Origin of the sequence: Pedobacter sp. Leaf194 (assembly GCF_001423945.1) — a bacterium.
In the GTDB taxonomy this organism is placed as follows: Bacteria; Bacteroidota; Bacteroidia; order Sphingobacteriales; family Sphingobacteriaceae; genus Pedobacter.
In genome coordinates, this window is the sequence record NZ_LMPU01000009.1 from 491720 (window position 1) to 515924 (window position 24205).

Here is a 24205-nt window from a genome sequence, read left to right on the forward strand (position 1 = left end):
TAAAATGAAAAGAATTGTTATCGTATTCGGGTTAATTGCAGGTGTTGTGGTTTCCGCTTTAATGTTGTTCTCAATCACTAACTGCTACAAGAACGCAAATTTTGAAGGCAGCATGATTATCGGTTATGCGTCCATGCTGCTCGCGTTTTCCTTTATATTTGTCGCGGTAAAAAGCTATCGCGATAAACATAATAATGGCGTAATATCTTTCGGGAAAGCATTTCAGATTGGCTTATACATCAGCTTAATAGCATCGACTATGTATGTTGCGGTGTGGTTAATCGACTACTATTTATTTGTGCCTGATTTTATGGATAAATATACCGCCCATGCCCTTGCAGAAGCTAAAAAAGCAGGAGCAACCGCAACAGAAATGGCTGTAAAAGTTAAAGAAATGAATGATTATAGGGAAATGTACAAGAGTCCGGTTTTAGTCATTCTCTTTACTTACATGGAAATCCTGCCTGTTGGCTTAATTGTTTCTGTTATTTGTGCTTTAATTTTTAAAAGGACGAAAGCTGAACCACGCTTAATGGCAGAATAACTCTATTTCAGAGATTGGAAGCCACTTAAAGTAATCTATTGATTAATAATTCTAACTTCGCCGAAAATTTTAATCATGGATACTAAAGACAGCAACGGCAACATCCTAAACGAGGGAGATTCGGTTACCACAATCAAAACCCTAAAAGTTAAAGGAATGGCTTCGGATATTAAGCAAGGAACGGCGGTGAAAAATATTCGCTTAACTGATGATCCTAAGGCCATAGAAGGAAAAGTGAACGGTACCATTCTGGTGTTGAAAACTGAATTTTTGAAGAAGAAAAACTAGATATTTATTGGAGTGGTTTTTGTAGCAATCTGCGAAATCAAAACCTATGAAAAAATTATTAATATTTTGTTTCCTGATATGCCTCTTAAGCTCTTGTCTGGAAAAGCTTGACCCTGCAAAATTGAAAAATACAACCTGGGAACTGACTGAACTAACCGGCAAAACGCTCCCTGAAAATGCTAAAGCAACGTTAAATTTTGGCGATAGTTTGAATGTGACAGGGAAATCTTTCTGCAACAACTACGGCGGAAAAGCGGAGATGAGTGACGGAAAAGTATCGCTAAAGAATATATACGGCACAAAAATGATGTGTCAGGAAACAGCCTCAGAAGAAAATGCTTTCCTAACTGCATTAAATGAAACGGATAATGCCAAACTGGTTGATGGTCAGTTAAAACTATTTAAAGGTGAACAAACGCTACTGGTTTTTAAAAAAGTGAATTCAACAAATTAACATTTACGAAGGCTTCTACAGAACCAATTTTTTGTTATTTTCGGCCTTTTAAGCAAGAACAATGTATCTAAAATTAACGCGGGATTTAAAGTTTTTTTTCTCAACTCTGAGAAAAGCGTTCAATTTATTTCAAAAAAACGACCCATTGCGACTTGCAGGTGCAACCGCTTTTTTTACCAATTTTGCCTTGCCTCCTATTCTCATTATCTTAATCAGGCTGTTCGGGATGTTCACCGACAGACGGTTGTTGGTTACGCACCTTTTTGAGCGCTTGAATAACATACTCGATGATGAAAGTATTGCCCAGATAAGGCTAACGTTAAGAAATATCCGCGGCATCAATCAGGAATGGTACATTACGCTTTTCAGCTTTGTCTTCTTTTTATTTGTTGCTACAACACTCTTCAACGTTATTAAAAATTCTCTTGAACAAATCTGGAATATTGGTTTACAAGATAAAAAGGGTATTGTGGACACACTAAAGTCGAGGGCAATTTCGGTTACGATTATTTTGTTGGCGGGAATCCTGTTTTTTATAGGGCTACTGGCAGATAGCATTCAGGCAATAATTGGCTCGTACCTGAAAACGAATTCGCCTTCATTTGAGTTGGTAGCAACTTCTGTCATCAATCAGTTGGTGTTTGTAATTATTGTTACCGCGTGGTTTACCATTCTCTTCAGGTTTTTAACAAATGGCAGGCCAACCTGGCGGGCAGCAATTTCTGGCGGACTGCTAACCGGGTGTTTATTTACGGCCGGAAAATTTATTCTGCGAATCCTTTTGCCACTCAGCAACATCAGTAACATTTACGGTTCAGCGGGTTCCATCATCGTGATTATGCTTTTTGTTTTCTACTCCTCACTTATTTTCTATTTTGGCGCATCATTTATTAAAGCTTTAAGTGTTGGCAGAGATACACCAATCATCCCCAAAAATGGCGCATTTGCTTACGAGCTAACCGCTATTGACGGCGAATTAGATGTGCATAAAAAAGAGGATAACTGAAAAATCAATTATCCTCTTTTTTGGTAGAATCACTTAATGCACTGCAGGTACTTTTTCGTAATCCTGCATCTCAAATACTGCAAGTTTGTTTAAGAGATTGTAATGTAAGGTTCCGAATAAGTTAACGAGTCCGTCATTGTTTTTTCCTTCTATCCAAACAGATTCTTTAACTACTTCCATATTTTTTACAGGTTTGTCGTTAAAAAGTGTTTCCTCATCTTTGATAATTAACTCATTCACATCAATTCTGAATTGATTTAACAAGGCAACAAAGTTTTGCCCTTTAAGTAATAATTCTTTTAAGTTCATAGGGTAAATATTAGGTTAGTTGTATTTTAAAAGCATTATTATTCAAAAGGCCAGCTAAAAAGAATTCTACTTTTATAGAATTCTATAGCCTAAGCCGATTGTAAAGAGGTTTAATTTAGTTGGCGGATAGCCATCTTTGTTCAATTTTGATAGGCCAAGCTCATATCTTGCGTCGATGCTAAGTTTCTTAATGTCTAAACCAGCTCCGAATTGCCAGGAAACTGCCTGATCCTTAAAATTACCAGAAAAAACATTACCAGTTGCCTGACCTAAACTTTGCTTATCATCTAAAATAAGGGAGAACATAGGGCCGGTGTTAACACGCAAGCCAACGCCTATAGCGCCAAACTTAGTCCCAACTAACAGTGGCACATCTAAACTTGTAAACCTTACCTGATTTACCTGCCCGGTTGCATCACTTACCAAATTGGTTTTCTTACCCGAAATGTATAACTCAGGCTGGAAAAACACACCCGCTCCACCTACTCTTGCCCACAACCCGCCATAAAATCCTGTTCTGTTATCACTACTGAAAGTATTTTCAGTATCAAATTTTGAAAAGTTAGCACCAGCTTTTACGCCAAGCTGAAATGAAGGTAAAATTTGTGCACTTGCACAAAAGCCCGCAAACAAGCAGGCGATTGAAAGATAGAGAGATTTCATGATCGTGTTTATTAATTAGCTTGTTGCGTTGTTTATTGCTTCCTGCTCTTTAAGCGCATCTACATTGTTCTTATCACCAAAATTTTGAGTCTTATCAGCAAAATAATCTAAAATACCTGAAATGGTATCTAAGTTATCAGCAAGATTCTGATGAATATCCGGCAAATCGTTTTCTAATCTTTTATCGCTTAATTCGATGTTATCTACTTCGATTTTCGCTATTTTTTGGATAAGTGCCTGTTGCGAATTCTGTAAATCTTCCAATTCACGCACAATCTTTTCCATTAATTCAAACTTCTTTAAAGTATTCATAGCTTCTTGTTTTAATATTATGTTATAAACAATAAACCGCGACAGGCCGTTTTTGTTTTCAGAAGGAAAATTTTTAACGAGGATTTGCAATTACCAAAAACAACTAATAGATTAGTTGAAAACTAAATTATATGAAAAGGTGGCTTGCTAGTCTTGTAATCATGTTATGTTGTAATGCCGTATTCAGCCAAACTGCTAATTTGGTTGATAAAGAAAAGCTTTTCGATTTTTACCAGACACAGCGATACGCTGATGCTGCAAATTACTTAAGAACGGTTTATGGGGAAGACATAACTGATGCCAGAACGCTGTCGCAAATTGGCTATTGTTACCTGATGAGTGGCAATAACGTAGATGCGGAGAAATTTTACCTCAAGGCTTATAGCGTGCAACCGCATAGTTTACCGATATTGTTTAGCCTGGCTAGCATAAATTCAAGGCGGGGAAATATTGACAAAGCGAAATTGTACTACGGAGAAATTGTAAAGATAGATAGCAATAATTTTAGTGTCTATAAATCGCTGGCTAATCTGTTTGCCTCTAATAAGGATTCACTTAAGCTTGTATACCTTGTCAAAGCGAATAAACTCAACCCTTTGGAAGGCGATGTTGCTAATGATTTGGCCGATGTTTATGCCGGTTTACAAGAGCGGGAAAAAGCCTACAAGGTTTTAAATGTAGCCATTGCTGCTGATACGGGTAACATCATTTTAAAAAAAGCACTTTTACCGATAGCTAATTTTTTAAAAAAATATAATGAAGTTATTGCTTCTGGCGAGAAGATTTTGAGTGTTGATAACGATGCTTATGTAATTAAAGACGTTGCCAAGGCCTACTATTTTACCAAAAACTATACAAAGGCAATAAGCTTATTTAAACTGTTGGAAGTAATGGGCTTACAAAATGAGGCTACGCTATATTATACCTAGCTCGGCTATAGAGCACTCAAAAATTATTCGGCCGCCGCTACCTATACAAAAAGAACAATTGATGAAGCAATTTCTCCAAACACCGCCGATTATTACGCTTTGCTGGGTCTAATTTATCAGGAAACAGACAAACTGGTGCAGGCAACCTCCGCTTATAAAAGAGGCCTGGAGTTTAAAGAAACGCCTGCCATCTACTATCGTTTGGGTATTTTACACGATACGAAGTATAAGCAGCTTAAACAGGCAGAAAAATATTACAAGCTTTACCTTGCAAGCAAGCTTAATGCAGAAACAGATAAAGATGAAATTGCTTACGTAAAAGCCAGAATGAAGCAGTTGAAAAACCCTGATTAGCTTAAATTTTGAAAAACGGGTTTTACATTGTCCCAAAATTCATCAAGTGCAATCAGTCTGGGCTTAAAAAAAGAAATCAGCTCGGGCCAGTCTTGCTTGTTGTAAATATTAACGTTTTCCAGTGTGGTTGATATCCGACTAACCGTTTTGCCGTATTCGTCTGTCGCATCCTGCATCCAGTGCCACTGCTCGCCCATGGAACTTGCAAACAGCGTTTTGAATTCTTCAAATTGGTTGAAAAACAATTCCCGTATGCCTTCATCAGTGTGGGTAAGCTGAATGGAGATGATGGCTTTTTTGGTATTAACATCCATTTTAATGAAAACGTGTTTAACGCCGGTTTTGTAATTTATCCAATTTACAGGATAGCCATCAGTAGCAGGAACCGGTTTCATATATTGCCCAAAACTTATCCAAAACTGTTGCCGTAACTTTGCCGCCTCTTCCTTACTATACATATTAGCTTCTGCTTGCTATCTACAGCAAAATTAAAGTTTAATTCGGTTTTAAAAGGGAATGTTTCGCTCGCGATCAAGTATTTGCCGGCCTCAACTATTGGCAATGTTTGAATAAAATGAAGCTTTAGACTCTTGCGGTTAAAGATAATTTCACAGTGTTATTTATTGCCCATTAGTTTGGCGACATACTTTCCAATAATATCGAACTCTAGATTTACAACATCGCCAGGCATAACTTCCTGCAGGTTTGTGTGTTCAAAGGTGTATGGAATGATAAATACTGAAAACTCATCAGCAGCTGAATTTACAACCGTTAAGCTAATTCCGTTTACGCAGGCCGAACCTTTTTCTACCGTAACATTTCCGAGGGAAGCATCATATTTAAAACGAAATTCCCAGCTTCCGTCCAGTTCTTCTCGTTTTATGCAGGTTGCGGTCTGGTCTACATGCCCTTGAACGATGTGTCCATCTAGTCTGGCGTTCATTTGCATGCAACGTTCGAGATTTACCTTGCTGCCGGTTTTTAAATTACCCAAACTGGTTTTGCTAAGTGTTTCATCAATAGCCGTTACCGTATGGGTATTCTCTCCAAGGGCCACAACAGTAAGGCAAACGCCGTTATGCGCCACACTTTGGTCGATTTTTAACTCTTTACTAATCGCTGAAGCAATAGTAAAGTGAATATTTGATTGTTCGGTTTTAATGGCTGTAACCTCGCCAAGGGTTTCGATTATTCCGGTAAACATTTCAAGCTATTAATAATTCATTCTGTTTTTTCGCCAATTGGAGGTAACTCCCGACAAATCTTTTTGCGCAACATCAATTTCCGGTTTTTGAAACAATTTCGATGCGATTACCGCAGCAATTAAGGCTTCATCGTCATTTTCAGCTTTCAAACTTCCGGCGTTAAAGTATTTACCTACGAAATGAGTATCAAACCTCCCGGTTTTAAAAGCTTCATGTTGCATCACAAATTTACCAAATCCAAGGGTGGTTTCTATCCCGGTAATCTCATATTCTTCAATTGCCCTAACCATTCTCTGTATTGCCTCTTCCCTATCTTTACCAAAGGTTATGAGCTTCGCGATCATTGGGTCGTAATAAATCGGGATTTCCATTCCCTGTTCAAAACCATCATCCACTCTTACGCCGTTACCTTTGGGCGTTTTATAGGTTTGAAGTCTACCAATATCCGGAAGGAAATTATTGTTTGGGTCTTCAGCATAAACCCTAAGTTCTATCGCATGGCCACTTATCTTCAGGTCTGCCTGCGAAAATCCAATTGGTTCGCCGGCGGCAATTTTTATTTGTTCCTTTACAAGGTCAATTCCGGTAATTAATTCTGTAACAGGGTGTTCAACCTGTAACCGGGTATTCATTTCCAGAAAAAAGAAATCCAGATTTTCATCGAGGATAAATTCAACGGTTCCGGCACCGGTATAATTCACAGAACGGGCTACATCGACTGCGCATTTGCCCATTTTCTGTCTTATTTCTTCCGTCAAAACTGCTGATGGAGCTTCTTCAACAACTTTTTGATGGCGTCGCTGTACAGAACATTCGCGTTCAAACAAGTGCATAATATTACCATGTGTATCGCCTAAAACCTGTATTTCGATGTGCCTTGGCGAGGTTACATAACGCTCGATAAATACTGCGCCATCGCCAAACGCAGAAGTAGCTTCTGAAACAGCCAGTTGCATTTGTTCTTCAAAATCTGCAGCCTGCTCTACAATACGCATCCCCTTTCCACCACCGCCGGCAGCGGCTTTTATTAAAATCGGAAATCCTACTTCAATTGCACGCTGCTTTGCCTCATTCACATCCTGAATAGCTTCTTCGGTTCCGGGAACCATTGGGATGTTGTATTTCAGCGCCGCCGCCTTTGCAGAGAGCTTGTTACCCATTGTTTCCATTGCTTCCGGCGATGGCCCGATTAGAATCAACCCGGCATCAGCCACCATTTTTGCAAAAACTGCATTTTCAGAAAGAAAACCGTAGCCAGGATGGATGGCTTCTGCACCGGTTTCCTTACATGCACTTATAATTTTCTCCCCAACCAGATAACTTTGGTTAGAGGGCGGCGGACCAACGCATACGGCCTCATCAGCATATCTGACGTGTAAAGCGTCCCTATCTGCTTCTGAAAATATGGCAACGGTTTTAATTCCCATTTCTTTTGCCGAACGCATAATACGTAAAGCAATTTCTCCGCGGTTTGCGATTAAAATCTTCGAGATTTGTGGCATTTGGTTAGGCTGGTAAATTACAAATGTACTATTATTTCGATTGCCCTATCAATCATCGAACTGCTTAAGTCGAGGTGTGTAACCAATCTTATTGTACTTGAGCTTGTGGTGTTACAAAGCAGCCCCTTTTCCTGCAAGCGGCTTACAACTTTGTTTGCCGTTCCGGCTGCAACTTCAAAAATTACAATGTTGGTTTCAACAGGCATAACTGATTTTACATAGCTTGTACCACTTAATGCTGCCGCCAAATCTCTCGCATGTTTGTGATCATCCTTCAATCTTTCTACATGATTATCCAAAGCATAAATTCCCGCAGCGGCAAGAAAGCCGGCCTGCCGCATTCCACCACCAAAAGCCTTCCTTATTTTTCTTGCTTTGTGGATGGTTGCTTTACTGGCCAGCAAAACAGAGCCAACCGGAGCGCCCAAGCCTTTCGACAAGCAAACCGAAATACCGTCGAAATATTGGCCATAATCATGGGCGCTATCTCCTGTAGCAGTTAATGCATTAAAAATACGGGCACCATCCAAATGAAGTTTTAAGCCTTTTATATTACACAGGTGATGAATGGGAGCAATATCTGACAGCTTGTAACAACTTCCTCCGCCTTTATTTACAGTATTTTCCAGTACAACCAAACTGGAATTAGGATAGTGGATATTGTCTTCATTGATTTCGGGTTCGATAAGATCCGGAGTTAAAATACCTCTTTCGCCATGCAACAACCTTACTGATGCCGCAGAGTGAAAGGCAATGCCTCCGATTTCATACCTGTAAACATGTGCCGTCTGGTCGCAGATAACCTCATCCATCGGCTGTGTAAAGCACTTTATCGCAATCTGGTTGGTCATCGTGCCTGACGGGCAAAATAAACCCGCTTCCATATTAAATAATTCTGCAAGTTTGGTTTCCAGCTGGTGGACTGTTTCATCCTCTCCAAAAACATCGTCGCCAACCTTTGCACTCATCATCGCTTCGAGCATACCCGGAGTCGGCTTGGTTACAGTATCACTTCTGAAATCTAAAAGTTCGTTATTCATCGTATAAAAATTGTAAAAAATAGCTTAGGTTAAAAAATAAGACCAATGCCTTATATGGTATAATTTTAAGGTTTTAGCATGATTAAACAGCTTATATAGTGTATTTTTTACACACTTATATTTTAACAACAACAAATTGTTAAAAAATTATTAAAAAAAAAGATACAAAATATAAGAGTTTTTATACTTTTATCGTGCTAAAACCAAAAATAAATAAAATGATAGTAATTGCAGACGGTGGATCAACCAAAACAAATTGGTGCCTGATCAACGAGGCCGGCAGAAAAATTTACTTTAATACCGAAGGTTACAATCCATATTTCTCAAAAGGGGAATATATTGTACAATCTTTAAATGAAACTCTTCCGGACCACCTAGAAAAAGAGAAACTAACGGCTGTATACTATTACGGGGCAGGTTGTTCTACGCCAGCAAATAAAAAAATTGTTGCCGATGCTATGAAACAGGTTTTTGTGAACGCAGAAATTTTTGTTGGTCATGATTTACTTGCCTCATGCAGAGCACTTTTGGGTAACGAGCCCGGATTTGCAGGTATTTTAGGCACCGGCACTAACTCATGCCTTTACGACGGAACCGATATTACCATGAACATTGATTCATTAGGCTATTTCCTGGGCGATGAAGGTAGCGGTTCTTACATCGGGAAGCGCATTTTAGGCGATTACATGAAAGGTTATATGCCAAAAGGTTTAAGAGAAGCTTTTTACGACAATTACGCTTTAACAAACGAAGATATTTTCGATAACATTTATAACAAACCATTACCGAACCGTTTCTGCGCAAGTTTCAGTAAATTTTTATACGATTTTAAAGATAGTTACGAGGATTATACTTACAAAACCATCGACTATGCTTTCACTGCTTTTTTTGAAGCTTTGGTAATTCATTACCCAAATTACAAAGACCACAAGTTAAACTGCGTTGGTTCTGTTGGCTACAGTTTCCGCGATATTTTGAGTATCGTTGCCGACCGCTATGAAATGGGTGTTGGTAAAATTATCCGCTCGCCAATAGATGATTTAGTGCATTACCACCTGGAGTTGGCTCCAAAAAGCTAATCAAATCAGCTTTTATTACCTAAGCTGAAGTTCATAATATTAAAAAAATCGACTGGAAATTTCAGTCGGTTTTTTTTATTGGTAGAAACTACGCAATGCTGTTTACCAAAATTTTTAATTGCGGGCTGTCAATAACCTGCCTTTAATAAGTTTTCAATTTCCGTGAAAGCGTTAATAATTTTACGTTTAACAATTGCATTTCTGTACTCAGCTGATTAAGCAAAACCTGCCTGGTGTTGAGTTCGCTTTCTGTAAAAACGCCACCGTTATCAAAAAGAAGCATGCGAAGATGGTCGCTAAGTTTCTGCTCGAATTCAAAATTTAACCATCTTTTTTTAAGCCTCCCCACAACGGATGCTTTTTGGCCGCCCGAAACCTCATCAGGTTCATTAAGCATTAACCAGACAAATTTAGGATACACTTTTGAGCTATCGGGAACATACCAGATATCCGAAAGCAGATTTTTTTGAAAAGACAACTGTATTTTCTTTCGGTTATTGGTTAACGCTGCAATGCCTAAACCTGCAGACAGACCCGACCCTGCGATTACGACTGCATTTTGCGGCTGCTGTGCCTTAATTATTAAAGGTGCAACACCCGTTACTGCACCAGCAATTATAGCCCCAACAGTAAATCTGTTCACTCTCTTTTTCCCGAGGTCGTCCAGATAATCAGCAACCCTTCCAGTCCGCTCAGATTCGCAACGCAATGCTGCAGAGATACCGTTAAGCACATTTTCTGCGTAGGTAATTCTGTTCTCAATTTCAACATCGAGTGCCCGGGTGCGCAATAAACCTTTATCGTTAGTACTGTTGTTTAAATCATACCGTTCTTTAATCTGGCGCAAAGTACCCGTTGTATTCGCAAGCCGCAATTCTTCAGCATTCAATTTGCCGGATAGCATTTTAAAAACAATTCTTAACGAATCAGAATCGTTATACGAAGCTGGCAGCCCCTGCGCATAATCGGCTACGCAATAATCAGCACTTAATACTTTCGGCGTTTTTTTTCCTGAGAGGGAAATCTTACAAGCCGTAAAACTGACGCAGAAGGCTAAAATTAGCAGGATGAAAGCAACATGCTTTTTGATAATGGGTTGACACAACATTTCAATATCGGATTGAATTATTTCTGGTCTAAAATACTTGTAATTTGCTTACAAAAACGATAACTTGACGAATATTTTAAATCCCAATCAAATGAGTATAGACCCGAACAAAGAAGAACTTTCTGACGATAAGGAAGATGCTTTAACCAGCGAAGAAGACGCCCTAAATCAAAGCACGGTAATTAGCGGCGAGGATGCTGCAGCACATGATGCCGATTTATTAGATCAGGCAGATAAAGCTTCCAGATCATCATTCGAACTGGATATTTAATAGAATACAAAAGGTGTATCCTGAATGCCTAACGCTGCGCTGAAGCAGATAACCGCATTTATGATACACCTTTTTAGTTTGGCCACCGCTTTACTATCGCTAAAAGGAAATTTCTTTTCCGAAGAGTTTGGCGTATTTTCTTTTATCGAACCGGTATAAGGTTGCAGCTCTGTATGATACACCTTTTTGTTTCTCATCTAGTTCTTTTAGCACACCAAAACTAACAATTTTCTTTCTAAAGTTTCGTTTGTCAAGTTTTTTACCAAGCACAAGTTCATAAACATGCTGTAACTGGGTTAAAGTAAATTTCTCAGGCAGCAATTCGAATGCAATTGGCTGGTGTTTAATTCTTCGCTTTATTTTTTCTAAACCCTTATCGTAAATCTTCTGGTGGTCGAAAGCTAGTTTTGGAAGTGCAGTTATTGGCAACCAATTGGCTTGTTTTGCATAGGTACTAACCGGGCGCAAATCTTTATCTCCGCCTAAACGAATCAGGGCGTAATAAGCTAACGTGATAACGCGTCCTTGCGGGTGCCTTCCCGGGTCGCCAAAGGCATAATATTGCTCCATATAAATGCCACGCAAACCCGTTAATTCGTACAGGATTCGGGCAGCAGACTGATCAAGGCTCTCATCTGCGCCAACGATGTTACCCGGTAATGCCCACCAGTCTTTAAATGGCTCTTCATTCCGTTCAATGAGTAAGATTTTTAATTCCTTACCATCAAATCCAAACAGCACACAGTCGATGGAGAAAACGGAATCTAAATGAGGTAAAATTTGTTCCAAGGTAAAATTTAGTTAATTTAAGCGTTAAAGGTATGACTTTCAATATTAAGTAAAAAAAATAAAATAAATTACTTAGTGTAGAAAATACACACTATATTCGTACTACGAAGATGAAACCAAATATTAAAAATATAGCTGTACTTACTTCCGGGGGCGATGCACCAGGAATGAATGCTGCCATTAGAGCAGTGGTTCGTACAGGAATTTACCATGGCATCAACATGTTTGGTGTTATGCAAGGATACCAGGGTTTAATCGCCAATACTATAAAACCAATGGACGCCCGTTCTGTAAGTAATATTTTACATCTGGGTGGAACGATACTAAAAACTGCCCGTTGTTTAGAATTTAAAACGGATGAAGGACAGGAAATTGCCTACCAAAATTTAAAAGCAAATGATATCGACGGCTTAGTTGTTATTGGAGGCGATGGAACTTTCACAGGAGCGAAACGTTTTGGTGAAAAGTTTGGCGTAAAAGTAATTGGTATACCAGGCACGATAGATAATGATTTAAGCGGTTCTGATTTTACTTTAGGTTACGATACCGCAATTAATACAGTAATTGAAGCAATTGATAAAATAAGAGATACTGCAGATGCACACGACAGGTTATTTTTTATAGAGGTGATGGGCCGTGATTCTGGCTGTATAGCCTTAAGAAGCTCGATAGCCAGTGGCGCAGAAGCAGTGTTGTTACCGGAAATTGAAACCAGTGTTGATGAATTGATTGAAAAGCTTGCCTTAGGTGCTGCTACAAAAAAATCATCGAGTATTGTTATTGTTGCAGAAGGACACAAACAAGGTGGCGCCTATGATATTGCAAAACGGGTTAAGGAAACTTTCGACCATTACGATACTAAAGTTACCATTCTGGGGCATTTGCAAAGGGGCGGCAGTCCTAGCAGTTTCGATAGAATACTAGGCAGCAGGTTGGGCTTTGCGGCAGTTAATGCGCTTATTTCGGGCGAGAGTGCGCAAATGGTAGGTTTAAGAGGCAATGAAATTAAACTTACAAGTATTGAGGAAGCACTGTCTAACCACACGTTTAAGCTTGAAGATGACCTGATGGAGATGACGGAAGTTTTATCGATTTAATTTAAAATGATAGCAGTAGTATATAGCGGTTCGAGAACGGCCTTTTGGAAACTTACACAAAACGGAGTGGTTGTAGCACACTGCAATACAACTGGCCTGAATCCATGTTTTGTAGATTCGAAAACTATTCTTCAAATTTTAAATAAAAAAGTAGTTTTGGTAAACAATGCGGAAAGCATTAAAAAGATTTACTTTTTTGCCGCCGGAGCATCATCTGCAGAAAGAAAAGAAGAACTGGCAAAAACGCTGTCGTCATTTTTTAGATACAGTAAAATAATCGTCGAGAATGATTTATTTGGTGCTGCAAAAGCAGCCTGCTATGATAAAACAGGAATTGTTGCTATGTTAGGCAGCGGCTCTAATTGCGCATATTTTGATGGTAAAAAACCGCTTACGAACAACTTTGGTTTAGGTTATATATTGGGCGACGAAGGTTCGGCAAATTACCTGGGCAAAATGTTGCTGAAGAGTTATTTAAATCACCGTTTGCCAGCAGAGCTCGAAGCTAAATTTAACAGAACTTATAACCTGGACAGGCCGCAGATATTTGAAAGAATTTATAATAAGCCACAAGCCAACATTTTTTTGAGTTCTTTTTTTGAATTTTTCGTACAAAATAATAAACACGGTTATATTATCAGAATGATAGACGAAGGGTTTGAGAAGCATTTTAGAACTTGTGTTCTGCCAATGGTTGAAAAATATCCGGAAGAGCAATTACATTTTGTTGGAACGGTTGCAGCAGAATTTCAGGACAGGTTGATACATACGGCCGATAAATACGATTTGACAATAAAAAGCATTATAAAAGAACCAATACTTAATTTATTAAAACATTACATTAATTAACAAAACAATGAGCAAAATTGGAATAAACGGCTTTGGCCGTATCGGCAGACTGGTTTTCAGAGCTGCTTTGAAAAGAGGATTAGATATTGTAGCAATAAACGATTTAATTGAGCCGGATTACATGGCTTATATGTTAAAATACGATACTACCCATGGCAAGTTTGATGGTACGATTGAAGTTGTTGATGGAAATTTAGTAGTTAACGGTAAAACCATTCGCGTTACAGCAGAACGCAATCCAGCCGATTTGAAATGGGATGCTGTTGGTGTTGAAGTAGTAATTGAATCTACAGGTTTATTTTTAACCCGTGCTGATGCTGAGAAACACATTGCGGCAGGTGCTAAAAAAGTAGTTTTCTCTGCTCCTGCTAAAGATGGCGATATCCCTACTTATGTTATGGGTGTAAATCATCATAAATTAACTGCAGATCAAACTATCGTATCCAATGCATCATGTACCACGAATTGCCTGGCGCCAATTGCTAAAGTATTAAACGATAACTTTGGTATTGTAGAAGGTTTAATGAGTACAATCCACGCTGTAACTGCAACACAAAAAACAGTTGATGGCCCATCTGCGAAAGACTGGAGAGGCGGCCGCGGTGGTTTCTCGAACATTATTCCTTCATCTACGGGTGCTGCAAAAGCAGTAGGTATGGTTCTTCCTGAATTGAAAGGTAAATTAACAGGGATGTCTTTCCGTGTGCCTGTTGCAGATGTATCAGTTGTTGATTTAACTGCTCGTTTAGAAAAACCAGCAACTTATGAGCAAATTAAAGCAGCAATGAAAGCAGCTTCTGAAGGTGAATTGAAAGGTGTGTTAGCTTATACTGAGGATGAAGTAGTTTCTTCAGACTTTATTGGAGATGACCATGCTTCTATCTTTGATGCTAAAGCAGGTATCTCATTAAACGACAACTTTGTTAAGGTTGTTTCATGGTACGATAACGAATGGGGTTACTCTTCAGCATTGGCTAAATTTGTAGAATATTACGCTAGCTTGTAATTGCCTGCTCACATCATAAGCAAAAAAGACTCCCAACGGAGTCTTTTTTGCTTATATACCTTTTTTACATATGAATAGATTATTTATTTAACATAAATTTAACTTAATCTGTAAAACATTATTTATTATAAACCGTTTATTAACGATATCAAGTAAAAACGATAGTTAGCTGGTCAAAATATTACGACTTTTGAAAAAATGAATGAAATTTTGGGCAGATTATACCAATAGTTGATAAGATTTAACAATTGCTGTGAATAAATCTATGGTATATTTGCAACACAATCATTTTAATTCATCAAATGTTCATTAAAAAGAATTGTGAATAAAAAATGACAAAAAAAATACCTAAAAAAATGTTAGTGTATTTTTTACACTAAGAAAAATTTTACTATATTTGTAGAGTAATAAACGGAAGATGTTTATTCATATAGAAAAGATAAATCATTCTCTTGGCAAAATTAATTTTGATAAAGAGAATTAAAGACAAAGCCTGGCTCATAACAGGTTTATATTTGGTTAGAAAAAAAGGAGACGCTTGGATAAGGTCTCCTTTTCTTATTTTATAGCTTTTACTATTTTAACAGCCAATACCCAAAATAATTCAATTTAGAATAAAGCTTAAGCATATATTATTGAAACAACCTAATTGGTCGCTGAGGCATTGTGGGACGTAATTGCTTCGCCAATTACCTCGACAAACCTACTATCTAATTCATCCATGGTTGCCCACTGAACACCTCTCTCTCCTGATTCGGCGTAAATTACCCCAACTTTTTCACCGTGTTCCAGAATCCTGTAAGTACCATTGTCTTGCGGCTCAATACTAAAAATTCTTCCATCAGCAGTAACTTCAAAAGCACTACCGGTTTCCGTTCCACCTGCTTGTTCGTGTAATTGATGGGCTACATTATCATTAGCATGCGAGCTGGTAATGTTTGTGTGCGAGTTATCGATAAGGTCATGAATTGTCGCTCTTTCTTCCTCACGGTCTGCAGGCGCTATTGTAGGTTCGGTTTCAGCTGAATTATGGGAAAATTCCTGAAAAATAATGTTTCCCCTATCAAAATGATGATGCTGATAAAAGTCTGGATGCTCAAGTTCTACGATTTCTTCTTCTATCCTTAACGCAGCGGGGCTGCCAATAGCAGATCTTATTTGCATTTCAGTGTCCCTTGTTACCTCGCCAATAATATACCTCGGCATTAACTGATATTGCTCAATGCTCATCACAGGTATTACAACGGCTTTTCTGTCGTCGGCAAGATTCGCATAACCTATAGGTATTAAAATAGCCTTTTCATCCGGGCCAGCAATCGACTCATCTAAATCAACGATAATGTAACGTATCGCATTTTGCGAAGGATCAAACAAGAGATCCCTTACCTTACCAACAGTACTATCGCTTTCATCAAGAACTGGCCAGGAAGTAATATTGGCCTGGCCGTCACTAATTTTGTAATCGGTATTTGACAACTCTTCCAGGTTGACATATTCAATTTTTCCTTCGTTCATATCTTTCAAATTTTAAAACTGTTATTCAGTCAATAATTTAACACCATCAATTCTAAATGGTTTGAAGTTTAAAAAAGAGAAAGATTGGGCGTCTGTAATAACTTAAATAATAGACGGATACAAAAGACACCGCGGAACGGCATGAAATGGCGACTGCCCTTAGTAAGAGATTGATAGATATAAACCAGAAAATTTAATTGTTGGGAACAGTTTGGTGAAGAATAATAATTTAAGCCAATTTCGAGGCAACAAGCGCCGTAAGTTCTGCCACGTTAAATGGTTTCGCCATATAACCATCGGGCTTACACTTCAATTGGAGAAATGTGTTAATGCCATGTGTTGATGATATCATGATGATTGGAATTTTTTTTATCATATCATCATCCTTAATTTCACGGCAAATGTCTCTTCCATCAAAATCCCCAAGCATAATATCTAACAAAATTATATCAGGCTGATGAAGATATACTTTTTGAATAATTGCATGGCCGCTATCGGCAACAACTACATCGTAATCTTCGAGCTCAAATATCAGTTGCAGGGCCTCTAATATTTCCGGACTATCGTCAACTATCATTATTTTAAACATTTTCCGGAACCTGGCTTTAGCAATAAGAATTTATACATCTATATAAGTATAAATACGTCCTTTTGTTTTAAATTTCTGAAACAGAAGCACAACTTTTCTGTTAATATGCAATTATAAGTTCGAATATGACCTCAGATAACGTCCCACTTAATCTAATACCACACAACGATTCAGAGCGACTGGAGAAATTGTTGAGGTATGACATACTTTATTCACCCGCCGAAAAGGCATTCGATACCATAGCGCTCCTGGCTAAAGAAGTATTCGATACTTCGAGTGCATTTGTAAACTTTGTAGATGAGGAACAGGTTTTTTTTAAAGCAAATATTAGCGCTATCGAAACAAATAAGATTAAAAGACAGGACAGCCTTTGCTCAATTACAATATTAAATAAAGCAATCACCGTTTTTACCGACACGCATAGCTACCCTGCCCTACTTGCCAGTCCGTATGTATCAGCCAGGAATGGGATTAGATTTTATGCGGGTGCACCCATTGTAACGCATGAAGGGTACCAAATTGGAACCGTTTGCGTAATTGACGAAAAACCGAGATCGACAGTTTCAGAAAAACAGCTTAACATGTTGAAAATGCTTGCCGACTTGACACTCGAAAAACTCGAATCGCGGCTTGCGCACAGGACAAATGTGAATGCGTACGACGACAGGATGCACCGCTTAGTGCATGATCTTAAAAATCCGATAACTTCAATTCTGGCCTATTCGCAAATTCTAGCCTCACGTTCTTTACCATTTGAAACTCAATCTGCGCTGGGGAGTAAAATTGAGAGGTCATCAAGAGCTATTGAGCAAAGTTTAAATAATATTTTAGAGGAAGCTAGCAACGATAATGGTGTAATCGATTTAAAACTTGAAATAATTACCTTCGAGGAGTTAGCAAAGTTCATTAAATCGACTTTTGAAAGTGCCTTGGCAAACAAATCTCAAACACTAGAAATTAATTGCGATGCCAAGGAAACTTTTAAAATTGATAGGCGGAGAATTGAAGATGCGTTGACCAACCTGATGAGCAATGCCATTAAGTATTCGCACGTCGGCTCTGTAATTTACATTAATTGCTTTCCGTCCGGAGCAGACATTGTTATAGAATTCAAAGATAATGGCGTAGGTTTATCCGAAGAAGATTTGAGTAAACTGTTTATAAAATTTGCTAAACTTTCATCTATACCAACCGGCAATGAACGCTCTAATGGACTGGGCCTTTCCATCGTAAAAATGTTAGTTGAACTGCATAAAGGCAAAGTTTGGGCTACCAGCGAAGGCAAAAATAGAGGTTCTTCCTTTTTTATCTCACTTCCGGCTTTAAAACCAATCGGAATGCTTTCCTAGCCTTCTTATCCATAGTTTAAAGATTTTTTTTGAACAATATTTCACTGAAACTTGTTACTGTTTAAATAGTGTGGTTATATCTTAAAAACCAACTTCAGTCAATTCCTGACGATACCTGTTTTGGCATTTATCGACTGAATGGCAATAAACTCTATTAATCATATGGTTAGAATTCATCAAAACTCATCTCCTTTTTTTGAACTAGAAAACATCAATTTCAGTTTTGATATAAATACCGGAGCGCTATTGCATATTGATGAAACGCTATCTCATTTGCTTGAGGAGACAGGCAATTCCGACACTGGTAAACTCATTAATCTAGTTCATCAGGAAGATGTTGACATAGCAAAACAAGCTTACGCTCGCTTAAAGGAGGGGAAATCAATTGGCATCGTTAAATTCAGAATACTAAAAAACGCAAAGGAAGAGTGGATTTCGGTTATACCTTTCCTTTATCGAAGTGAAACTGACTTAATATTATTTGCGAGCATTTGCATCATCACCGATGAGGTAGAAAACTACCAAACGGCTATGAAATTTGCCAATAAAAAGAATTCTATTTTACAAATGCTATCGCATGATTTACGGGGACCGCTGGAGATTGCAAAATCTATGGCTTTTGCGCTTGGCCAGGATGCGCTGGAACCAAAAAGTCTCAAAAAGACCAAAGCAATTTCTGACATCCTATCGCAAACCATCGCCTTGATTGAAAATCTTGTTGGTGAAGAATTTTTAGAAACTGTAGACACCCCGCTTGTAAAACGCAGGGTAAATTTAGTGGAAAAAATTGCGCAGTATATTGAACAATGCAAGCAGTTTCAAGACCTAAATGAACGGTCGTTTACGCTACATGTTCAGCAGGAAGAAATTTGGGCAAATATAGACGAGGCGAAATTTATGCAGATAGTAAATAACCTGATTACCAATGCATTAAAATTTACACATGCAAACGGCAAAATTTCTATTCATATTGATGAAACCGAGCAAGAAATTATTTTAACATTTAACGATGACGGAATTGGAATTCCGGAAGCAATGTTACCTAATATCTTCGACCGGTATACCGTGGCAAAACGACCAGGACTTAACGGTGAACCAACAACCGGATTAGGACTTTTTATAGTGAGGGAAATTGTTGGTTGGCATCAAGGTACTATCTACTGCGAAAGCAAAGAAAATCTTGGTACAACATTCACCATAACCTTATCGAAATAGTTTTAAGCACAAGTGAAGGAAAATTAACGAAAGCAACCACTAACCATGCATTAATTTAAATCGCGTACTCATCGGCAGCACAATAGATACTTCACTCCCGGTGACGTTGGAATTAAAAGTAAACTTACCGTTGAGCAGGGCCACCATGTTCTTGATAAAACTCAAATCAATACCGTCTGAAAATCCATTTTGATAAATGATCCCCGTTCCATCATGGGTTAGCGACAGGATTAAAAGGCCGGAATTCTCTTTTAATGATAAGGCGGCGTGAGTTGCCTGGCTCTCCCGAGCAATATTTAGTGCAAGTTCCTGACAGGTTCTGCATAGAAAAATCGATAAATATGGATCTAACACCGTTGCATTTGCCGCAATCTGGAAAGACCAGTTTATTGCGCTGTTTTCTCTCGTACAAATATCTTTTAAGGCAACTTCCAGACCAAAATCCTGAAGGAGTTGGGGCGTAAGCTCACGTGAAAGGGCTCTGCTATCTTTAATTGCATTATTTAGCAACTCATCAAGGTATTTCTTCCTTTCTTCGAACTTTACAGTTGATTCGATTGCCAAAGACTGGGTAAGTTGAATCAGCGCCAGCTTAACCGCATAAAGCAGCTGGCCAATACCATTGTGAAAGCGCTCTGCAATCACATACCGCTCGTGCTCCTGGGTATTTAAAATTGCTTTCAGGATTTCGGATTTCTGACCATCTTCGAGCTCCTCAACTGCCTGCTGGGCTTCAAGAAGTGAGGTAATATCCACATTGACACCAATCATGGTGGCAGAGCCATCAGCTTTAACCGCACTCGCCTTGATGTGCATTGTTTTATTAACGCCGTTAATGTTGAAGTTAAGCACTTCATCAAAAGGCGTGGCTACCAGCCGAATGAGCGAGGCAATGGAAGTGGCTTTTTCAAAACTGTCAGCTCCGGCAAATTCCGCATAAATTTCCGGCTTGATAACCGATCCCTTTTCTAATTGGAAAAGACTGTACATCCCATCCGACCAGCTAAAGGTAGAAGTCTCTGCATCGAACGACCAGCTGCCGGCTTTAGCGACCCGCTCGGCCTGTTGTAGTAACATTAGGTTGGTACGTAGTGCAAGTTCATCCGCTTTTCGCTTGGTAATGTCCCCAGCGGTGCCAAACCAGTGGAGGATATTGCCCTTTTTATCGATAAACGGTACCGCCCTTGAATGGGTCCAGGCAACGCTGCCATCAATACAATTAACCTGATGGTCTAAATCGAAAACAGTCTTATTATTTATGGCTTCCGCAATTGCAGTTTTCATCCGTAGTTGTTCGTGCTGGGGAATATATTTGGACAACCAATCTTTAGTTGGCTCGGCAGTATCTGACATGAAGTCTTTACCATCAAGCCTTTTCATTTCAGACCAATCCGCACTCATCTCATAGACAATATCGACGCTTGCCCTGATAAATAGCCTCAACCTATCTTCTATCGAAATTTTTGACATTACCTATCCTATCTATCTTACCTATTTAACTAATAAATTCAGATTTAAAATTTAAATCACGCTATGTTTGCTTTTATACAATCCATTGCGTAATTAAAAAGTTTGCAAATTAATTTAAATCCAAACGGAAAAATAATTTTTCTGAAGATTGATGGTATGCCTTAGCTTAGATGAGCCTAGGCTCGATTGCCAGTTCAATGGTCTCCTGAGTGGCAATGCGGTTGAGCCAGGTGTAAATTTTCAATTTTGATTCATCGTACTCAGCAACACTTTCCCATGCTTTCAAGAACGTCCTTTCCAAAACCTCAGCAGATTTAGCATCATCATTTAAAGCCCTGTTAATTGCGCCGTAAATCAGCGGAGCATAAACTGCATAGAGCGTTTTAAAAACTTGTTTGTCTTTAGCTTTAAGTTTACTTACCGATATCTGATTTGCAGAAAGCCAAACCTTCAGAGGGTTATTTTCGGGGGTTTGGTTAGTGGTAATTAACATCTGCATATTAAAATTGTGCGGTAAACAGATTAGCAACAGGGCCAAGCTCATAATGTTTAGCTATGTTATTGAAAAACAAACAACTCCAGGGAATAATAGCCAAAACACACGGCTAACGCAGCCTATAAAAGCTATTAAACACAGAAGTTTTAAATTTTTTATACCATAGATTTGTACATTTGCCTCAAATGAAGTTTAGCCTCTGTTTTTTTAGTTTACTGGTTCTATTAATGTCATTCGTAAAGTGCGATGACATCAGGGAAGAAACAGGCTTAAATGAGCAGGCTTCGTCGTTAACTATCAAAAAACACAGCCCTTGCGCTGAAGCAGATAGCTGCTCTCCGCTTTGCGTTTGTAGTTGTTGCGGGCAAAACTTTGTTTTTCTTTTAAAATCTTCTGGTCCAAACTCTTTTAGATTAGAAAGCGCAGTTCAAAATGAAGCACAATACTTAAACTTTTTTGTTTCAGGGTTTTCAAATACCATCTGGCAACCGCCAAAAATGAATGTCTACCTCTTCGGATAATAAAAGTTAATCCAGTATTTTCATTCAATTAAAAATAATTTTAATGCAAAAAATATTTTTATTGTTGTGCATATTTTTTTGTGCAACAAGCGCTTACGCACAAAGCGATTTCAAAATTTTAATTAAATCTGCAGTCCAGAAATCACCTGTAGAGGGTGCAACAGTAAGCATTGCTGCCCATAAAATAACCAGTATATCAAACGAAAGCGGACTTGCCCAACTAAGCAATGTGCCGGCAGGAAAGCAAACCATAAAAATTAATCATGTCGGGTTTCAGCAAAAACAGGTGCTTGTTAATTTTCCTGCAGACCAGGCTAATCCTTTAGAGATTTTTTTGGATCCAACGGAGGAAGAACTTGAAGAAGTTATCATTTCGTCGACCAGGACGAGCAGATCCATTCAAAATACCCCAACAAGGGTAGAAACGATTGAATTGGAAGAAATTGACGAAAAAAGTAACATGCGGCCTGCTAATGTTTCCATGATTTTGCATGAGAGCACCGGCATTTCGGTTCAACAAACCTCTGCTACCAGCGGCAATGCGAGTATTAGAATACAAGGTTTGGATGGGCGTTACACCCAGCTCTTAAAAGACGGCTATGCAAGCTTTGGTAATTTCGCTAATGGATTAAGCATTCTAGAGATTCCACCATTAGATTTGGCTCAGGTAGAGATTATTAAAGGCCCTGCATCTACACTTTACGGAGCAGGCGCAATCGCCGGTGTTGTAAATTTTATTTCCAGAACCCCAAGAACGCAAGGCGATTACAATTTTATTGTAAATCAATCTAACGTAGGCCAAACAAATATTGGAGGTTTTGCAATGAAACGCAACGAAAAAATTGGCTACAGTTTACTCGCCTTAACTAACTTTCAAAAGCCTTATGACGTAGATAAAGATGACTTTACAGAATTGGCAAAATCAAGGGATTTCACCATTCACCCAAAAATATTTATTTATCCGGATGAGAAGACAACGCTCGTTATTGGAAACGCATTTACACAAAGCCAAAGAACTGGTGGCGACATTTTTCTGATTAAAGACGGCGCTGATGTAAACCACACTTACTTCGAGACCAACAAAACCACAAGAAACACCTCAACGGTTGATTTAAGTTTAAAATCGGGTGAGCGGGATTTGTTTCGTATTAAATCGAGCTTTAATTATTTTAAGAGGAGTATCGATGTGCCGAACTATAGTTTCAAGGGCACAAATTACAACGTTTACACAGATATTAGTTACCTGAAAACTTTGAAAAAACAAAGTTTGATATTCGGAGCCAATCTTGTTTATGATAATTTCAGGGAGGATGATGTTAATAAAGAATCCAGAGATTTTAACACAAAAACCGCCGGCATTTACTTTCAACAAACCTGGGATGCTTCAGAAAAGCTGAAGCTGGAAAGTGGTATCAGAGCAGATTTAACACATTATTACAATCGTTTGTACAACAAAACAGATTTTTTCGTTCTTCCACGAGTTTCTGCTTTGTATAAATTTAACGATAACTGGAGTTCGAGAATTGGTGGCGGATTAGGTTACAAAACACCAACGCTTTTTACTGAACAAACTGAAACTTTTCAGTATCAGCGACTATTGCCATTAAACAATGTTTCCTCTGAAAAGAGTTATGGCGGTACGGCAGATGTTAACTATAGAACGAGTATTGGCGACGACTGGCTAATAAGCCTGAATCAAATGTTTTTCTATACGAGAATCAGCAATTCAACCATACTTTTACAGGATGCAGAAGCCCGTTTCTACTTTGCAAACACCACTTCGCCGGTGAACAGCCTCGGCATGGAGAGCAATGCAAAAATTATATTTAAGGAATATTTTAAGTTATTCGCGGGTTATACATACACCAATGCTAAAGCAAAATACCTGCCGGTTATAGAAGATATTCGCCTCCTACCCAAAAACCGGTTAAACCTGGCGCTTTTGTATGAGAAAGAGCGAATCTTCAAATTTGGCCTTGAGGGCTATTTCACCGACAGGCAATATCTCTACAACAATTTCCAAACGCCTTCTTACTGGGAATTTGGGTTTATGGCAGAAAAGGTTTTTGGCAAAATATCGATTTTTATAAATGCTGAAAACTTTACAGATACCAGGCAAAGTAAATACAAAAGTGTTGTTAATGGCGAACATACGAATCCCACTTTCGATGATATTTGGACACACACGGAAGGCAGAACTTTTAACGGAGGTATAAAACTGAAATTGTAAAAACCGAAAACCTAA

At 38.5% G+C, this 24205-nt stretch carries 27 protein-coding genes; 14 read left to right on the plus strand and 13 right to left on the minus strand.

Going from position 1 to position 24205, the window contains the following annotated elements; genetic code table 11:
- Nucleotides 1-4 precede the first annotated feature (4 nt).
- The 4 genes from ASG14_RS12520 (at nt 5) to ASG14_RS12535 (ending at nt 2292) form a co-directional block, all read left to right on the plus strand.
- A complete protein-coding gene (locus ASG14_RS12520) occupies nt 5-544 on the plus strand; it encodes a DUF4199 domain-containing protein (RefSeq protein ID WP_056871384.1) in 540 nt (179 codons plus the stop codon).
- Nucleotides 545-619: 75 nt separating this feature from the next.
- Nucleotides 620-832, plus strand: a complete 213-nt coding sequence (locus ASG14_RS12525) for an alkylphosphonate utilization protein (protein ID WP_056871385.1) — start codon at nt 620-622, stop codon at nt 830-832.
- A gap of 46 nt (nt 833-878) precedes the next feature.
- Nucleotides 879-1286, plus strand: a complete 408-nt coding sequence (locus tag ASG14_RS12530) for an META domain-containing protein (RefSeq protein ID WP_056871386.1) — start codon at nt 879-881, stop codon at nt 1284-1286.
- Nucleotides 1287-1347: 61 nt separating this feature from the next.
- On the plus strand, nt 1348-2292 hold the full coding sequence (locus ASG14_RS12535; protein ID WP_056871387.1) for a YihY/virulence factor BrkB family protein: 945 nt from the start codon (nt 1348-1350) through the stop codon (nt 2290-2292).
- Between the two features lie 33 nt (nt 2293-2325).
- Here the strand turns inward: ASG14_RS12535 and ASG14_RS12540 are convergent, their stop codons facing one another.
- The 3 genes from ASG14_RS12540 to ASG14_RS12550 form a co-directional block, all read right to left on the minus strand.
- Nucleotides 2326-2601 carry a hypothetical protein gene (locus tag ASG14_RS12540; RefSeq protein ID WP_056871388.1) on the minus strand — a complete coding sequence of 92 codons (276 nt, stop codon included), beginning with the start codon at nt 2599-2601 and terminating at the stop codon, nt 2326-2328.
- A 72-nt stretch (nt 2602-2673) separates the two neighbouring features.
- Complete coding sequence (locus tag ASG14_RS12545; RefSeq protein WP_056871389.1) at nt 2674-3264, minus strand: porin family protein; 591 nt, start codon at nt 3262-3264, stop codon at nt 2674-2676.
- Nucleotides 3265-3279: 15 nt separating this feature from the next.
- Nucleotides 3280-3576: a hypothetical protein gene (locus tag ASG14_RS12550; RefSeq protein ID WP_056871774.1), complete on the minus strand. Its 297-nt coding sequence runs from the start codon at nt 3574-3576 to the stop codon at nt 3280-3282.
- 131 nt (nt 3577-3707) lie between these two features.
- Between ASG14_RS12550 and ASG14_RS12555 the strand changes: the two genes are divergently transcribed.
- Together ASG14_RS12555 and ASG14_RS12560 are read left to right on the plus strand one after the other, a co-directional pair.
- The gene (locus tag ASG14_RS12555; RefSeq protein ID WP_157274916.1) at nt 3708-4505 is read left to right on the plus strand and encodes a lipopolysaccharide assembly protein LapB; all 798 of its coding nucleotides are present in this window, start codon (nt 3708-3710) and stop codon (nt 4503-4505) included.
- A gap of 99 nt (nt 4506-4604) precedes the next feature.
- Complete coding sequence (locus ASG14_RS12560; RefSeq protein WP_056871391.1) at nt 4605-4859, plus strand: hypothetical protein; 255 nt, start codon at nt 4605-4607, stop codon at nt 4857-4859.
- On the opposite strand, the gene ASG14_RS12565 is transcribed toward ASG14_RS12560, so the two are convergent.
- The 4 genes from ASG14_RS12565 to ASG14_RS12580 form a co-directional block, all read right to left on the minus strand.
- The gene (locus ASG14_RS12565) at nt 4856-5317 is read right to left on the minus strand and encodes a DUF4268 domain-containing protein (RefSeq protein WP_056871392.1); all 462 of its coding nucleotides are present in this window, start codon (nt 5315-5317) and stop codon (nt 4856-4858) included. The two genes, ASG14_RS12560 and ASG14_RS12565, sit on opposite strands and share 4 nt — an antisense overlap.
- Nucleotides 5318-5475: 158 nt before the next feature.
- Complete coding sequence (locus tag ASG14_RS12570) at nt 5476-6063, minus strand: riboflavin synthase (RefSeq protein ID WP_056871393.1); 588 nt, start codon at nt 6061-6063, stop codon at nt 5476-5478.
- Nucleotides 6064-6072: 9 nt separating this feature from the next.
- Nucleotides 6073-7566, minus strand: coding sequence for an acetyl-CoA carboxylase biotin carboxylase subunit (gene accC / locus ASG14_RS12575; RefSeq protein ID WP_056871394.1), 1494 nt, complete (start codon nt 7564-7566; stop codon nt 6073-6075).
- A 17-nt stretch (nt 7567-7583) separates the two neighbouring features.
- Complete coding sequence (locus ASG14_RS12580; protein ID WP_056871395.1) at nt 7584-8606, minus strand: low specificity L-threonine aldolase; 1023 nt, start codon at nt 8604-8606, stop codon at nt 7584-7586.
- A 218-nt stretch (nt 8607-8824) separates the two neighbouring features.
- Here ASG14_RS12580 and ASG14_RS12585 point away from each other — a divergent pair, with 218 nt between their 5' ends.
- A complete protein-coding gene (locus ASG14_RS12585) occupies nt 8825-9685 on the plus strand; it encodes an N-acetylglucosamine kinase (protein ID WP_056871396.1) in 861 nt (286 codons plus the stop codon).
- Between the two features lie 142 nt (nt 9686-9827).
- On the opposite strand, the gene ASG14_RS12590 is transcribed toward ASG14_RS12585, so the two are convergent.
- Nucleotides 9828-10793, minus strand: coding sequence for a hypothetical protein (locus ASG14_RS12590; RefSeq protein WP_056871397.1), 966 nt, complete (start codon nt 10791-10793; stop codon nt 9828-9830).
- Nucleotides 10794-10857: 64 nt separating this feature from the next.
- On the opposite strand from ASG14_RS12590, the gene ASG14_RS12595 reads away from it, so the two are divergent.
- Nucleotides 10858-11064, plus strand: coding sequence for a hypothetical protein (locus ASG14_RS12595; RefSeq protein ID WP_235528579.1), 207 nt, complete (start codon nt 10858-10860; stop codon nt 11062-11064).
- A 99-nt stretch (nt 11065-11163) separates the two neighbouring features.
- Here ASG14_RS12595 and ASG14_RS12600 read toward each other — a convergent pair whose 3' ends face one another.
- The gene (locus tag ASG14_RS12600) at nt 11164-11853 is read right to left on the minus strand and encodes an NUDIX domain-containing protein (protein WP_056871398.1); all 690 of its coding nucleotides are present in this window, start codon (nt 11851-11853) and stop codon (nt 11164-11166) included.
- A gap of 110 nt (nt 11854-11963) precedes the next feature.
- Between ASG14_RS12600 and pfkA the strand changes: the two genes are divergently transcribed.
- Genes pfkA through gap form a run of 3 tightly spaced genes read left to right on the plus strand, consistent with a single transcriptional unit; the run spans nt 11964 to nt 14805 of the window.
- Nucleotides 11964-12950 (plus strand): 6-phosphofructokinase, encoded by a 987-nt coding sequence (gene pfkA, locus ASG14_RS12605; RefSeq protein ID WP_056871399.1) that lies wholly within the window; start codon nt 11964-11966, stop codon nt 12948-12950.
- 6 nt (nt 12951-12956) lie between these two features.
- Entirely contained in the window at nt 12957-13799 is an 843-nt protein-coding gene (locus tag ASG14_RS12610) for a hypothetical protein (RefSeq protein WP_056871400.1), read from the plus strand.
- A 7-nt stretch (nt 13800-13806) separates the two neighbouring features.
- Nucleotides 13807-14805 carry a type I glyceraldehyde-3-phosphate dehydrogenase gene (gene gap / locus ASG14_RS12615; RefSeq protein ID WP_029280245.1) on the plus strand — a complete coding sequence of 333 codons (999 nt, stop codon included), beginning with the start codon at nt 13807-13809 and terminating at the stop codon, nt 14803-14805.
- A 645-nt stretch (nt 14806-15450) separates the two neighbouring features.
- On the opposite strand, the gene ASG14_RS12620 is transcribed toward gap, so the two are convergent.
- On the minus strand, nt 15451-16320 hold the full coding sequence (locus ASG14_RS12620) for a PRC-barrel domain-containing protein (protein WP_056871401.1): 870 nt from the start codon (nt 16318-16320) through the stop codon (nt 15451-15453).
- A 229-nt stretch (nt 16321-16549) separates the two neighbouring features.
- Nucleotides 16550-16897 carry a response regulator transcription factor gene (locus ASG14_RS12625; protein ID WP_162238733.1) on the minus strand — a complete coding sequence of 116 codons (348 nt, stop codon included), beginning with the start codon at nt 16895-16897 and terminating at the stop codon, nt 16550-16552.
- 137 nt (nt 16898-17034) lie between these two features.
- On the opposite strand from ASG14_RS12625, the gene ASG14_RS12630 reads away from it, so the two are divergent.
- Complete coding sequence (locus ASG14_RS12630) at nt 17035-18258, plus strand: GAF domain-containing sensor histidine kinase (protein WP_056871403.1); 1224 nt, start codon at nt 17035-17037, stop codon at nt 18256-18258.
- 162 nt (nt 18259-18420) lie between these two features.
- The gene (locus tag ASG14_RS12635) at nt 18421-19473 is read left to right on the plus strand and encodes a sensor histidine kinase KdpD (RefSeq protein ID WP_162238734.1); all 1053 of its coding nucleotides are present in this window, start codon (nt 18421-18423) and stop codon (nt 19471-19473) included.
- Nucleotides 19474-19512: 39 nt separating this feature from the next.
- On the opposite strand, the gene ASG14_RS12640 is transcribed toward ASG14_RS12635, so the two are convergent.
- Together ASG14_RS12640 and ASG14_RS12645 are read right to left on the minus strand one after the other, a co-directional pair.
- Nucleotides 19513-20943 carry a PAS domain-containing protein gene (locus ASG14_RS12640; RefSeq protein ID WP_082491537.1) on the minus strand — a complete coding sequence of 477 codons (1431 nt, stop codon included), beginning with the start codon at nt 20941-20943 and terminating at the stop codon, nt 19513-19515.
- Between the two features lie 166 nt (nt 20944-21109).
- Complete coding sequence (locus tag ASG14_RS12645) at nt 21110-21487, minus strand: RNA polymerase sigma factor (protein WP_056871406.1); 378 nt, start codon at nt 21485-21487, stop codon at nt 21110-21112.
- A gap of 516 nt (nt 21488-22003) precedes the next feature.
- Between ASG14_RS12645 and ASG14_RS12655 the strand changes: the two genes are divergently transcribed.
- On the plus strand, nt 22004-24190 hold the full coding sequence (locus ASG14_RS12655; RefSeq protein ID WP_056871408.1) for a TonB-dependent receptor domain-containing protein: 2187 nt from the start codon (nt 22004-22006) through the stop codon (nt 24188-24190).
- Nucleotides 24191-24205: the final 15 nt, after the last annotated feature.